The sequence below is a fragment of the Serratia liquefaciens ATCC 27592 genome (assembly GCF_000422085.1).
GTDB lineage: Bacteria > Pseudomonadota > Gammaproteobacteria > Enterobacterales > Enterobacteriaceae > Serratia > Serratia liquefaciens.
Genome location: NC_021741.1, coordinates 5196676 through 5210600 on the forward strand (window position 1 = coordinate 5196676; position 13925 = coordinate 5210600).

Annotated in this window: 12 protein-coding genes and 1 pseudogene; 12 read left to right on the top strand and 1 reads right to left on the bottom strand. The window is 55.4% G+C overall.

Going from position 1 to position 13925, the window contains the following annotated elements; all coding sequences use genetic code 11:
- The first annotated feature begins 15 nt into the window (after positions 1-15).
- The 12 genes and pseudogenes from atpD (at position 16) to M495_RS24235 (ending at position 12930) form a co-directional block, all read left to right on the top strand.
- A complete protein-coding gene (gene atpD / locus M495_RS24180) occupies positions 16-1398 on the top strand; it encodes a F0F1 ATP synthase subunit beta (protein ID WP_020837712.1) in 1383 nt (460 codons plus the stop codon).
- 20 nt (positions 1399-1418) lie between these two features.
- Positions 1419-1838 (top strand): F0F1 ATP synthase subunit epsilon, encoded by a 420-nt coding sequence (locus tag M495_RS24185; RefSeq protein WP_020837715.1) that lies wholly within the window; start codon positions 1419-1421, stop codon positions 1836-1838.
- 296 nt (positions 1839-2134) lie between these two features.
- Positions 2135-3505, top strand: coding sequence for a bifunctional UDP-N-acetylglucosamine diphosphorylase/glucosamine-1-phosphate N-acetyltransferase GlmU (gene glmU / locus M495_RS24190; RefSeq protein WP_041415125.1), 1371 nt, complete (start codon positions 2135-2137; stop codon positions 3503-3505).
- Positions 3506-3659: 154 nt separating this feature from the next.
- On the top strand, positions 3660-5489 hold the full coding sequence (gene glmS, locus M495_RS24195) for a glutamine--fructose-6-phosphate transaminase (isomerizing) (RefSeq protein ID WP_020837718.1): 1830 nt from the start codon (positions 3660-3662) through the stop codon (positions 5487-5489).
- A 336-nt stretch (positions 5490-5825) separates the two neighbouring features.
- Positions 5826-6866: a phosphate ABC transporter substrate-binding protein PstS gene (gene pstS, locus M495_RS24200; RefSeq protein WP_020837719.1), complete on the top strand. Its 1041-nt coding sequence runs from the start codon at positions 5826-5828 to the stop codon at positions 6864-6866.
- 92 nt (positions 6867-6958) lie between these two features.
- Complete coding sequence (gene pstC, locus M495_RS24205) at positions 6959-7915, top strand: phosphate ABC transporter permease PstC (protein WP_020837720.1); 957 nt, start codon at positions 6959-6961, stop codon at positions 7913-7915.
- A 1-nt stretch (position 7916) separates the two neighbouring features.
- Positions 7917-8807: a phosphate ABC transporter permease PstA gene (gene pstA, locus M495_RS24210; RefSeq protein WP_041415128.1), complete on the top strand. Its 891-nt coding sequence runs from the start codon at positions 7917-7919 to the stop codon at positions 8805-8807.
- Positions 8808-8861: 54 nt separating this feature from the next.
- Positions 8862-9632 carry a phosphate ABC transporter ATP-binding protein PstB gene (gene pstB, locus M495_RS24215; protein WP_369982368.1) on the top strand — a complete coding sequence of 257 codons (771 nt, stop codon included), beginning with the start codon at positions 8862-8864 and terminating at the stop codon, positions 9630-9632.
- Between the two features lie 11 nt (positions 9633-9643).
- Positions 9644-10378, top strand: coding sequence for a phosphate signaling complex protein PhoU (gene phoU, locus M495_RS24220; protein ID WP_020837725.1), 735 nt, complete (start codon positions 9644-9646; stop codon positions 10376-10378).
- 166 nt (positions 10379-10544) lie between these two features.
- Positions 10545-11384, top strand: coding sequence for an ABC transporter substrate-binding protein (locus M495_RS24225; protein WP_020837726.1), 840 nt, complete (start codon positions 10545-10547; stop codon positions 11382-11384).
- A 79-nt stretch (positions 11385-11463) separates the two neighbouring features.
- Entirely contained in the window at positions 11464-12189 is a 726-nt protein-coding gene (locus tag M495_RS24230) for an amino acid ABC transporter permease (protein WP_020837727.1), read from the top strand.
- Position 12190: 1 nt separating this feature from the next.
- Positions 12191-12930, top strand: a pseudogene (locus tag M495_RS24235) (amino acid ABC transporter permease).
- Here the strand turns inward: M495_RS24235 and yieH are convergent.
- Positions 12923-13588, bottom strand: a complete 666-nt coding sequence (gene yieH, locus M495_RS24240; protein WP_020837729.1) for a 6-phosphogluconate phosphatase — start codon at positions 13586-13588, stop codon at positions 12923-12925. The pseudogene M495_RS24235 and the gene yieH sit on opposite strands and share 8 nt — an antisense overlap.
- Positions 13589-13925 lie beyond the last annotated feature (337 nt).

The following is a 13925-nucleotide window of genomic DNA, read 5'->3' on the forward strand; positions in this document are numbered from 1 at the left end:
CGTAGAGGATTCAAGATGGCTACTGGAAAGATTATCCAGGTAATCGGCGCCGTAGTGGACGTCGAGTTCCCTCAGGATGCCGTACCAAAAGTGTACAATGCTCTTGAGGTAGAAAACGGTACCGAGAAGCTGGTGCTGGAAGTTCAGCAGCAGTTGGGCGGTGGCGTAGTTCGCTGTATCGCGATGGGGACCTCAGATGGTCTGCGCCGCGGTCTGAAAGTGAACGATCTGGAACACCCAATTGAAGTACCGGTAGGTAAAGCTACCCTGGGCCGTATCATGAACGTATTGGGTGAACCAATCGACATGAAAGGCGACATCGGCGAAGAAGAACGTTGGGCGATTCACCGTCCAGCGCCAAGCTACGAAGATTTGTCAAACTCCCAGGATCTGCTGGAAACCGGTATCAAGGTTATGGACCTGATTTGTCCGTTCGCTAAGGGCGGTAAAGTTGGTCTGTTCGGTGGTGCTGGTGTTGGTAAAACCGTAAACATGATGGAGCTGATCCGTAACATCGCGATCGAGCACTCCGGTTATTCCGTGTTTGCAGGCGTGGGTGAGCGTACTCGTGAGGGTAACGACTTCTACCACGAAATGAACGACTCCAACGTACTGGACAAAGTATCCCTGGTTTACGGCCAGATGAACGAGCCACCGGGTAACCGTCTGCGCGTTGCTCTGACCGGTCTGACCATGGCGGAGAAATTCCGTGACGAAGGCCGCGACGTTCTGCTGTTCGTTGATAACATTTACCGTTATACCCTGGCCGGTACCGAAGTGTCCGCACTTCTGGGCCGTATGCCATCTGCGGTAGGTTATCAGCCAACGCTGGCGGAAGAGATGGGCGTTCTGCAAGAACGTATCACCTCTACCAAGACCGGTTCTATCACTTCCGTACAGGCCGTTTACGTTCCTGCGGATGACTTGACTGACCCGTCACCAGCCACCACCTTTGCTCACTTGGATGCAACCGTGGTACTGAGCCGTAATATCGCTTCTCTGGGTATCTACCCGGCCGTTGACCCGCTGGATTCCACCAGCCGTCAGCTGGATCCGCTGGTAGTTGGCCAGGAGCACTACGATGTAGCGCGTGGCGTGCAGTCTATTCTGCAACGCTACCAGGAACTGAAAGATATCATCGCAATCCTGGGTATGGACGAGCTGTCAGAAGATGACAAACTGGTCGTATCCCGTGCGCGTAAAATCCAACGCTTCCTGTCTCAGCCGTTCTTCGTGGCAGAAGTCTTCACCGGTTCTCCGGGCAAGTTCGTATCGCTGAAAGACACCATTCGTGGTTTCAAAGGCATTATGGACGGCGACTATGACCACCTGCCTGAACAAGCGTTCTACATGGTTGGCGCCATTGAAGAAGCAGTGGAAAAAGCCAAGAAACTGTAACGCCTTGAGAGGAGGGTGATATGGCTATGACTTACCATCTGGATGTAGTCAGCGCGGAAAAACATATGTTTTCCGGCCTGGTGCAAAAGATCCAGGTGACAGGTAGCGAAGGCGAACTGGGGATTTTCCCTGGCCATGCGCCGCTGCTGACTGCCATCAAGCCTGGCATGGTGCGTATTGTTAAACAGCACGGTGAAGAAGAGTTCATCTACCTGTCCGGCGGTATCCTTGAGGTACAGCCGAGCGTGGTCACCGTGTTGGCAGACACTGCCATCCGTGGAACGGACCTCGACGAAGCGAGAGCGCTGGAAGCTAAGCGTAAAGCTGAAGAGCACATCCGTAGCTCTCATGGCGATGTCGACTATGCTCAGGCATCTGCGGAACTGGCGAAAGCGATCGCAAAACTGCGCGTTATCGAGCTCACCAGAAGAGCGATGTAACATTTTGGCGCGTGCATAACGCAACCAAAATTAAGAAAGCGGCCTATTTGGTCGCTTTTTTTTTGCTTTAAAATAAGCGTTTCAACCCAGTGGGCATTGTGATGTATAACCCTCGAGAGAGGCTAAAAATGTCTCCGATCGCCGACAGTTCCAGCCAGACTGGGGTTATCTGAATGTTAACTGCGGCGCGCCTAGTGCCCCATGGCCTGCGCCGGGTTCGTGAAGAGAAATATGTAGTAATATCGTCACTAAAGAGTTCTACTTTCGTCTATCAAAATGGAGTTATCAGGTTGCTTATGTCGAACAGCGCAATGAGTGTGGTGATCCTCGCCGCGGGCAAGGGAACACGCATGTATTCCGATCTTCCCAAGGTGTTACATCCATTGGCCGGTAAGCCGATGGTGCAGCACGTCATTGATGCCGCGATGAAACTGGGCGCGAAAAACGTCCATTTGGTCTACGGCCACGGCGGTGAGTTGCTGAAAAAGACCCTGACCGACAGTGCGCTGAACTGGGTGCTGCAGGCCGAGCAGTTGGGGACTGGCCACGCCATGCAGCAGGCTGCACCGCATTTTGCCGATGATGAAGACGTGCTGATGCTGTACGGTGACGTTCCGCTGATCTCTGTCGATACCCTGCAGCGCCTGCTGGCGGCGAAGCCACAGGGCGGTATTGGTCTGCTGACCGTAAAACTGGCTGATCCGAGCGGTTACGGTCGTATCGTGCGCGAGAAGGATACGGTGGTGGGAATTGTTGAGCACAAGGATGCCAGCGAAGCCCAGCGTCAGATCAATGAAATCAATACCGGCATCCTGGTGGCCAACGGGCGCGATCTGAAGCGCTGGCTGGGGATGCTGAACAACGACAACGCGCAGGGTGAGTTCTATATCACCGATATCATCGCGTTGGCACATGCCGACGGCAAGAAAATTGAGGCGGTCCATCCATCTCGCCTGAGTGAAGTGGAAGGCGTGAATAACCGCCTGCAGCTGTCGCGACTTGAGCGCATTTATCAGGCAGAACAATCTGAAAAGTTGCTGCTGGCCGGCGTAATGCTGTTGGATCCGGCGCGTTTTGATCTGCGCGGGGAACTTGTGCACGGTCGCGACATCTCTATTGATGCCAACGTGATTATTGAAGGTTCGGTCAAGCTGGGCGACCGCGTAAAAATCGGTGCTGGCTGCGTGCTGAAAAACTGCGTAATTGGCGACGACTGCGAGATCAGCCCGTATAGCGTATTGGAAGATGCGGTGCTGGCAGCGGAATGCACCGTGGGGCCATTCGCCCGTCTTCGTCCGGGCGCAGAGCTGGCGGTGGGCGCCCATGTCGGCAACTTCGTCGAAATGAAAAAAGCACGCTTGGGCAAAGGTTCCAAGGCGGGCCATCTGAGCTACCTGGGCGATGCCGAGATTGGTGACGATGTGAATATCGGCGCCGGTACTATCACCTGTAACTATGATGGCGCCAACAAGCATAAAACCATTATTGGCGACGGCGTGTTTGTTGGTTCCGATACCCAACTGGTGGCACCGGTCTCCGTCGGCAAAGGCTCTACCATCGCCGCTGGTACTACGGTTACCCGTGATATCGGCGAGGACGAACTGGTGCTGAGCCGCGTTAAGCAGGTGCACATCCAGGGTTGGCAGCGTCCGGTGAAAAAGAAATAAGCATTGTGTTTTGCGTTGGGCTCCGCGGACGAGCCCAATACAAAACATAATAATCCCCATTCTCTACAGGCTCGGGGACGCACGGTAAAAACCGGCAAAATCAGGTCAAGACATCGAAAGCGCCCCGAAAGGCGTTTAATTAGGAATACAACTGATGTGTGGAATTGTAGGCGCAGTAGCGCAACGTGATATTGCAGAGATCCTGTTGGAAGGTTTACGCCGCCTTGAGTACCGTGGCTATGACTCAGCCGGTTTGGCAGTGGTGGATGCGGAAGGCAACGTGAACCGTTTACGCCGCGTGGGCAAGGTCAATAAACTGGCCGAAGCCGCGGAACAACATCCCTTGCACGGCGGCACCGGTATTGCTCACACCCGCTGGGCAACGCACGGTGAACCTACCGAAGCGAATGCGCACCCGCATGTTTCTGATTACATTACCGTGGTGCATAACGGCATCATCGAAAACCACGAACCGCTGCGTGAATTGCTGATCGAACGGGGCTATCACTTCAGCTCCGAGACCGATACCGAGGTGATTGCTCACCTGGTGCATTGGGAACAGCGCCAGGGCGGCAGCTTGCTGGAAGTGGTGCAGCGCGTGATCCCACAGCTGCGTGGCGCCTACGGCACCGTGGTAATGGATAGCCGCGACCCGAGCGTACTGGTGGCAGCGCGTTCCGGCAGCCCGCTGGTGATCGGCCGCGGCGTGGGTGAAAACTTCTTGGCATCCGACCAACTGGCGCTGCTGCCGGTGACCCGTCGCTTTATCTTCCTGGAAGAAGGCGACGTGGTGGAAATGACCCGCCGCACCGTCAACATTTTCGACAAACAGGGTAACGCCGTTGAACGCCCTGAGATTGAATCTCAAGTGCAATACGACGCCGGTGATAAAGGCGCTTACCGCCATTACATGCAAAAAGAGATTTACGAACAGCCGCTGGCGCTGAAAAACACCCTGGAAGGGCGTTTCAGCCATGGCCAAATCAACCTGAGCGAGCTGGGACCGCGCGCCGATGAGCTGCTGGCGAAGGTGCAGCATGTGCAGATCATTGCCTGCGGTACGTCATACCACTCTGGCATGGTTGCTCGCTATTGGTTCGAATCTCTGGCCGGTGTGCCTTGCGACGTCGAGATCGCGTCTGAATTCCGTTACCGCAAATCTGCCGTGCGTCCGGGCAGCCTGATCATCACGCTGTCGCAGTCCGGCGAAACCGCCGATACCCTGGCGGCGCTGCGTCTGTCGAAGGAATTGGGCTACCTCGGTTCGTTGGCGGTGTGTAACGTGGCCGGTTCTTCGCTGGTGCGTGAATCCGATTTGGCGCTGATGACCAAGGCCGGGACCGAAATTGGCGTGGCCTCTACCAAGGCCTTCACCACCCAGTTGGCGGTGTTGTTGATGCTGGTGGCACGTTTGGGCCGTCTGAAAGGCATGGCGGAAAGCGTTGAGCATGTAATCGTACACGGCCTGCAGGCGTTGCCGGCGCGTATCGAACAGATGCTGTCGCTGGACAAAAGCATTGAAGCGCTGGCGGAGGGGTTCTCCGACAAGCATCACGCGCTGTTCCTCGGCCGTGGCGATCAGTATCCGATTGCCATGGAAGGTGCGCTGAAGCTGAAAGAGATCTCCTACATTCACGCGGAAGCCTATGCGGCCGGTGAATTGAAGCACGGCCCACTGGCGTTGATCGATGCCGATATGCCGGTGATCGTGGTGGCGCCGAACAACGAACTGTTGGAAAAACTGAAATCCAACATCGAAGAAGTTCGCGCGCGTGGCGGCCAGCTGTATGTGTTCGCCGATCAGGATGCCGGTTTCGTCAGCAGCGAAGGGATGACCATCATTCCATTGCCGCACGTAGAAGAAATCGTGGCCCCTATCTTCTACACCGTGCCGTTGCAGCTGCTGTCTTACCATGTGGCGTTGATCAAAGGCACCGATGTTGACCAGCCGCGTAACCTGGCTAAGTCTGTCACCGTAGAGTAATCCGCTGCTGTTAATCTCTAAAAGCCGGCCACTGTGCCGGCTTTTTTCATAACGGGATCAAATATGACAAGAGTGCTACAGCGGAGATAAAAGTTGTCATATTCAAACGGATAGCGGCGTTGGAAAGGGTTTTTTTATTGATTAATTACTGAGTGGTTTTATGTTTAATGGTTTGATTTTTATAGAGTAATCATATCTGTGCTCTCACTGTAATATAACTGTCATATTTCGTACATTTTACTGTCACCAAACTGTCCTATTTTCCCTCCTGCAGCAATACTTACTCTGATGAAAACGACTCAAAGTCGATTTTTGAATATCCCATTAGGAGGGATTATGAAACTGATGCGTACCACCGTCGCCAGTATTGTGGCAGCGACTTTCTCCCTGACCGCCGTGTCCGCGTTCGCTGCTGCTAGCCTGACCGGTGCAGGTGCGACATTCCCCGCTCCGGTTTATGCCAAGTGGGCAGATTCTTATCAGAAAGAAACCGGCAACAAAGTTAACTATCAGGGCATCGGCTCTTCTGGTGGCGTGAAGCAAATCGTCGCCAATACCGTTGACTTTGGTGCCTCCGATGCACCTTTGAGTGATGACAAGCTGGCGGCCGATGGCCTGTTCCAGTTCCCTACCGTGATCGGTGGCGTGGTGCTGGCCGTTAACATCCCGGGCATCAAATCCGGTGAGCTGACCCTGGATGGGAAAACCCTGGGTGATATCTACCTGGGCAACGTGAAAAAATGGAACGACCCGGCGATCACCAAGCTGAACCCAGGCGTCAAGCTGCCGGATCAGAACATTGCGGTTGTTCGTCGCGCGGACGGTTCAGGCACCTCTTTCGTGTTCACCAGCTATTTGTCTAAAGCTAACGCGCAGTGGAAAGAGAAAATCGGTGCAGGTTCTACCGTTAACTGGCCAACCGGCCTGGGCGGCAAGGGCAATGACGGCATCGCCGCATTCGTACAGCGTCTGCCAGGCTCCATCGGTTACGTTGAATACGCGTATGCCAAACAAAACAACCTGGCCTACACCAAGCTGATTTCGGCCGACGGCAAAGCGGTTAGCCCAACAGAAGAGAGCTTCAGCGCCGCCGCTAAAGGCGTTGACTGGAGCAAAACCTTCGCCCAGGACCTGACTAACCAGAAAGGTGACAACGCCTGGCCAATCACCTCCACCACCTTCATCCTGGTGCACAAAGAGCAGAAAAACCCGGCTCAGGGCACCGAAGTTCTGAAGTTCTTTGACTGGGCGTACAAAACCGGCGCCAAGCAGGCTAACGACCTGGATTACGCCACGCTGCCGAACGAAGTTATCGAGCAGGTGCGTGCAGCATGGAAAACCAACGTAAAAGACAGTTCCGGTAAAGCGCTGTACTAACAACGCAGGGGCGCGTGATTCGGCGCGCCCCACTCAGTTTTTCAGGGCTCAATTCAGGTTGGGCCTGCCAGGGTTAACACAGAGAGTGATCTATGGCTGAGTACAAGCCGACCATTAAAGCACCGAGTAAAAATGGTGACGTCATCTTCAGCGCGCTGGTTAAACTGGCGGCGCTGATTACCCTATTGTTGCTGGGCGGCATTATTGTTTCGCTGATCTTCGCCTCCTGGCCGAGCATACAGAAATTCGGTTTCTCCTTCCTGTGGACCAAAGAATGGGACGCGCCTGCTGAGCAGTTCGGCGCCCTGGTACCGATCTACGGCACCGTCGTCACCTCGCTGATCGCATTGATTATCGCCGTACCCGTCAGCTTCGGCATTGCGCTGTTCCTGACCGAGCTGGCACCAAACTGGCTGAGGCGCCCGCTGGGTATCGCCATTGAATTGCTGGCGGCGATCCCGAGTATCGTTTATGGCATGTGGGGCCTGTTCGTGTTCGCCCCGCTGTTTGCCGAATATTTCCAGACCCCGGTCGGCGACGTGCTGTCAGGCATTCCGATTGTCGGTGAGCTGTTCTCTGGCCCGGCGTTCGGTATCGGTATTCTGGCTGCCGGGGTGATCCTGGCGATTATGATTATTCCTTATATCGCCGCCGTAATGCGCGACGTGTTCGAACAAACCCCGGTGATGATGAAAGAGTCGGCCTATGGCATCGGCTGCACCACCTGGGAAGTGATTTGGCGCATCGTATTGCCGTTTACCAAGAATGGCGTAATTGGCGGTGTAATGCTCGGCTTGGGCCGTGCGCTGGGGGAAACCATGGCGGTGACCTTCATCATCGGTAACACCTACCAGCTCGACAGCGCTTCACTGTATATGCCGGGCAACAGCATCACCTCTGCACTGGCCAACGAATTCGCCGAAGCGGAGTCGGGCGTGCACACCGCCGCGTTGATGGAGTTGGGGCTGATTCTGTTTGTTATCACCTTTATCGTGCTGGCGCTGTCGAAGCTGATGGTGATGCGCCTGGCAAAGAGTGAGGGACGCTAACGTGACGACTATGGATATGCAAAATAGCGTAGCGCTGCTGGAAAGCCGCCGCAAAATGCAGGCCTGGCGCCGCCAGAAGAACCGACTGGCGCTGTTCCTGTCGATGGCGACCATGGTGTTTGGCCTGTTCTGGCTGGTGTGGATCCTGTTCTCCACCGTGACCAAGGGCATCGACGGCATGTCGCTGGCGCTGTTCACCGAAATGACTCCTCCGCCGAATACCGCGGGCGGTGGTCTGGCAAACGCCATCGCCGGTAGCGGCCTGTTGATCCTGTGGGCTACCGTGTTCGGTACGCCACTGGGCATCATGGCGGGGATTTACCTGGCGGAATATGGCCGTAAATCCTGGCTGGCGGAAGTCATCCGTTTTATTAACGACATTCTGTTATCGGCACCGTCGATTGTTGTGGGCCTGTTCGTGTACACCATCGTGGTGGCGAAGATGGAACACTTCTCCGGTTGGGCCGGGATCATCGCGTTGGCGCTGTTGCAGGTACCGATCGTGATCCGTACCACCGAGAATATGCTGAAGCTGGTGCCGGATACGCTGCGCGAAGCCGCTTATGCGCTGGGCACGCCGAAATGGCGCATGATTTCCGCCATCACGTTGAAAGCCTCGGTCTCCGGCATCATCACCGGCGTGCTGCTGGCGATTGCGCGTATCGCAGGGGAAACCGCACCGTTGCTGTTTACCTCGCTGTCGAATCAGTTCTGGAGCACTGACCTGATGCAGCCGATCGCCAACCTGCCGGTGACCATTTTCAAATTCGCCATGAGCCCGTTCGCCGAATGGCAAGAGCTGGCCTGGGCCGGGGTGCTGTTGATAACCCTGTGCGTACTGCTACTGAATATCCTGGCGCGTGTGGTTTTCGCCAAGAAAAAGCATTCATAAAATTTTGAGCGCTGCCGTGGCGGCGCTGATGAAAAGAGAGAAGTCTTGATGAGTATGGTTACTGACGCTTCCAGCAGCAAAATTCAGGTACGCGATCTGAACTTCTACTATGGCAAATTCCATGCGCTGAAAAACATCACGCTGGATATCGCCAAGAACAAGGTCACCGCGTTTATCGGCCCGTCCGGCTGCGGCAAATCTACCCTGCTGCGCACCTTCAACAAAATGTATCAGCTTTACCCCGAGCAGCGTGCCGAAGGTGGCATTCTGCTGGATGGGCAGAACATTCTGACCGACAACTCGGATATCGCACTGCTGCGTGCCAAGGTCGGCATGGTGTTCCAGAAGCCGACGCCGTTCCCGATGTCGATTTACGACAATATCGCCTTCGGCGTGCGCCTGTTTGAAAAGCTGTCACGTGCCGACATGGATGAGCGTGTGCAGTGGGCCTTGACCAAGGCGGCGCTGTGGAACGAAACCAAGGACAAGCTGCACCAGAGCGGTTACAGCCTGTCGGGTGGCCAGCAGCAACGTCTGTGCATCGCTCGCGGCATTGCCATTCGTCCGGACGTGTTATTGCTGGACGAACCTTGCTCGGCGCTGGATCCGATTTCCACCGGTAAGATTGAAGAGCTGATCAGCGAACTGAAGTCTGACTACACCGTGGTGATCGTAACCCACAACATGCAGCAGGCCGCGCGTTGCTCCGACTCCACGGCATTTATGTATCTGGGCGAACTGATCGAGTTCAGTGATACTGATAACCTGTTCACCGCGCCACAGAAAAAACAGACCGAAGACTACATCACCGGCCGTTATGGTTGATAGGATGCATCATGGATAACCTGAATTTAAATAAGCACATTTCCGGCCAGTTCAACGCAGAACTGGAGCATATCCGCACCCAGGTATTGACCATGGGCGGGCTGGTGGAACAGCAACTGACCGACGCTATCACCGCGATGCACAATCAGGACGGTGAATTGGCCAAGCGCGTGATTGAAGGCGACGCCAAGGTCAATATGATGGAAGTGGCGATTGACGAAGCCTGCGTGCGGATCATCGCCAAACGCCAGCCGACCGCCAGCGACCTGCGTCTGGTGATGGCGATCATCAAAACCATTTCCGAGCTGGAACGCATCGGCGACGTGGCGGACAAGATTTGCCGCACCGCGCTGGAGAAATTCTCGCACCAGCATCAGCCACTGCTGGTCAGCCTGGAGTCGCTTGGTCGCCATACCGTGCAGATGCTGCACGACGTGCTGGACGCCTTCGCGCGCATGGATTTGGATGAAGCTATCCGCATTTACCGCGAAGACCGGAAGGTCGATCAGGAATATGAGGGCATCGTACGCCAGTTGATGACCTACATGATGGAAGATACGCGTACCATCCCAAGCGTGCTGACCGCGTTATTCTGTGCCCGTTCGATCGAGCGTATCGGTGACCGCTGCCAGAACATTTGCGAATTTATCTTCTATTTCGTCAAAGGTCAGGACTTCCGTCATATCGGTGGCGACGCGCTGGAAAAGCTGCTGTCATCCGACGGAAAAGACGATAAAAAAGAGTAATTTCCCCCGAGAGTTACCCCTGAAGGCGCAGAAAACTGCGCCTTTATGCTGTTTAAAACCCTTAAAGACAAAAAGGTTATAAATATAGCTTTTTATATTATTTCCTGACCTAAGTGGGTCTTGCTAGCTTAGCAGCCAGCAGGACATCAACCCTTAGGAGCTCCCCATGAAACATCGCGCTTTGGCCTTAACCTTATTAGCCAGCCTGACCAGCCTCGCCACCGGTGCCGCGCATGCGGACAAACTCGACGACATCAAGAAAGCCGGCGTAGTGCGTATCGCGGTGTTCGACAGCAATCCGCCGTTCGGTTATATCGACCCGCAAAGCAAAAAGCTGGTGGGTTACGATGTGGATGTCGCCGATGCGATCGGCAAAGCGCTGGGCGTGAAGGTTGAGCTGCGAGCCACCAACCCGGCCAACCGTATTCCTTTGCTGGTCTCGAAAAAGGTCGACCTGATTGCCGCTAACTTCACCATTACCGACGAGCGCGCCAAGGAAGTGAACTTCAGCGTGCCGTATTTCGCCACCGGCCAGAAATTTATCGCCCATAAAGGCGTACTGAAAACCCCGGAAGACATCAAAAAGCTGCGCATTGGCGCGGACAAAGGCACGGTGCAGGAAATTACCCTGCGCGAACATTATCCGACGGCGAAAGTGATCTCTTACGACGATACCCCGCTGGCGTTCGTGGCGCTGCGTAACGGTAACGTGCAGGCGATCACCCAGGATGACGCCAAGCTGGTGGGCCTGCTCGGCAACCTGCCGGCCGCCCAGAAAGCTGACTTCGAGATCTCGCCGTTCAGCATTACCAAAGAGTACCAGGGAGTCGGCATTCCCAAAGGCGAAGATCGCCTGACCGCCAGCGTTAACGACACGCTGATCAATCTGGAAAAGGACGGCGAAGCGGTGAAAATCTACAATCGCTGGTTCGGGCCGGAAACCAAAACGGCTCAACCGCGCGGCGATTTCACCATCGCACCCCTGGATCAGCAGCCTAAGGCCTGATTCTGCGGGGTCGTGAAGTCAGAACGGAGGGGCGCAGCTTGCTGCGCCCTTGGCGCATGGTGCAAAACAAGGATTAGGCATGAATCTGCAACAACTCTCAGACTGGCTGCTGGCGCCGCAGTATCTGAGCTGGTTATGGGATGGCTTCCTGCTGACGCTGTGGCTTTCCGCCTGTGCGAGCCTGGCAGCCACGCTGTTGGGATTTTTACTGACGGCGATGCGCGACAGCCGCCTGAGGGTGCTGCGCTGGCTGGCGGTCGGTTACAGCTCATTGTTTCGCAATACGCCGCTGCTGGTGCAGCTGTTCTTCTGGTATTTCGCCGCCGGGCAGATTTTGCCGTCTGCCGCCATGCAGTGGCTGAATACGCCACACCACATCGGCCCGCTTGAGTGGCCCTCATTTGAATTTCTGGCCGGTTTCTTCGGCCTGACGCTTTACTCCACCGCTTTTATCGCTGAAGAGATCCGCTCCGGCATCCGTGGTGTCGCCAGCGGACAAAAGTACGCCGCCAACGCGCTGGGGCTGACCGGATGGCAGGCCATGCGTTATGTGGTCCTGCCGCAGGCGCTGAAAATTGCCATGCCGCCGCTACTGGGCCAATACATGAACGTAATAAAAAACTCCTCGCTGACCATGGCGATCGGCGTCGCTGAACTTTCCTATGCTTCGCGTCAGGTAGAAACCGAGACGCTACGCACCTTCCAGGCCTTTGGCGTGGCGACGGTATTGTATATCGCCATCATTGCGCTATTGGAAGGCTGGGGCATGTGGCGGCAGCAGCGTAAACCGCTGGGAGGACATTAAGATGGATTTCAGCATCATTTACGACAACCTGGGATATCTGCTGTGGGGCACCTGGCCGGATGGGCCGCTGGGGGCGCGGCGCTGACACTGGCTATCAGCCTGATGGCGGGGGTGGCTTCGGCTATTCTCGGCACGCTGCTGGGGGTGGCATTGGCGATGTCACGCGGTGTGGTAGCCGGGCTGTTGGCGGCGATTTTGGGCTTTTTCCGCGCAATTCCGGTGATCATGCTGATTTTCTGGACCTATTTCCTGCTACCCATCGTTTTTGGCGTAGATATTCCTGAAATTACCACGGTGGTTTGCGCTCTGGCGTTGATCGCCTCCGCCTATCTGGCGCATGCGGTGAAAGCTGGCATTGCCGCCATCGGGCCGGGGCAGTGGCAGGCCGGGTTATCGTTGGGGCTGACCCGCTGGCAAACGCTGTGGTTGATAGTGCTGCCGCAGGCGCTGCGCATGATGGTGCCGTCGTTTATCAACCAGTGGATTTCGCTGATCAAGGACACCTCCCTGGCCTATATCGTTGGTGTCAGTGAGCTGACCTTTCTGGCGACACAGGTCAACAACCGCAGCATGGTGTATCCGATGGAGGTATTCCTGTTTATCGCGTTGGTGTACTTCGTGTTCTGCCTGGCGTTGGATCTGCTGGCCAATGCGATCAATCGCCGCTACAGCCCGCAGACCCGGGCTGTAAAACGGTCATGGCGCTGGTGGCGCAACAAACCGCCGTTGCCGGCTAGTTAGTCAGCTGCCAGCCGCGTTCACGCCAGAGCGCCGGTAATTGCGCCAGATTGTCGAATGCGGTGACTAAGGGGTGATCGATAGGTTTATTGTGCGGATCGGCGCAGAAGTAAAACACCGGGATCCCGGCGGCGATCCCTGCCTGTGCACCGGCGGCGGAATCGTCCACCAGGATGCAGCGTTCCACCGGCACCTGCATTTTTTCAGCGGCGTGGAACACAATGGCCGGATCCGGCTTCCAGCGTTGGATGTCATAGCCGCTGAACAACCGGTCATCAAAATAGTGCAGCATATCGGTCAGGCCGAGCGAGTGTTGCATTTTGCTGACCGGGCCGTTGGAAACCGTGCACATTGGCACCTTCACCTGCGCCAACAGTTCACGCGCCCCGGCGATTTGTTGCAGCTCGCTATCGAACAAGCGGGCCACTTCCTGGCGGTACAGCGGTTCAAGCTCTTCCTTTGCCAGCGTGGTGCCCTGTTGTGCATTAACCTGTTCGATAATTTCGTACAGCTTCACTCCTTTGAATTTTCTGAACACGTCGTCCAGCGACAGGTGGATGCCGAAGTGGGCAAACATGTGCACATAGGCTTTACTGCACAGCACTTCGCTGTCCACCAGCGTGCCGTCGCAATCAAACAAAATACAGTCAATCTGGTTCATCAGCGTCAGTGTCCTTCGAGTCAACAGCGATAATGCCACTTTAACCGCATCAGGCAGGATTGCGACTCCTGAATCCTGGTTTTCCGATGAATATCAGCAAATACAACCTGTTGGGGTTTATAGCCGTAAAGACGGCGAAAAAAACCTGTGATCAGCATCAAAACCCTGACTTTTTGTTATATACCCGGCATACTTGAAGCCGCATCTGTGTTGGCTGCGAACGCTCACCCCAGTCACTTACTTGAGTAAGCTCTTGGGGATTCGCGTTCTTGCCGCCGTGATGCGACTCCAATTATTTTGGGTATAGGATAGCCGGCGACTGTCCATTCCCCTCTTC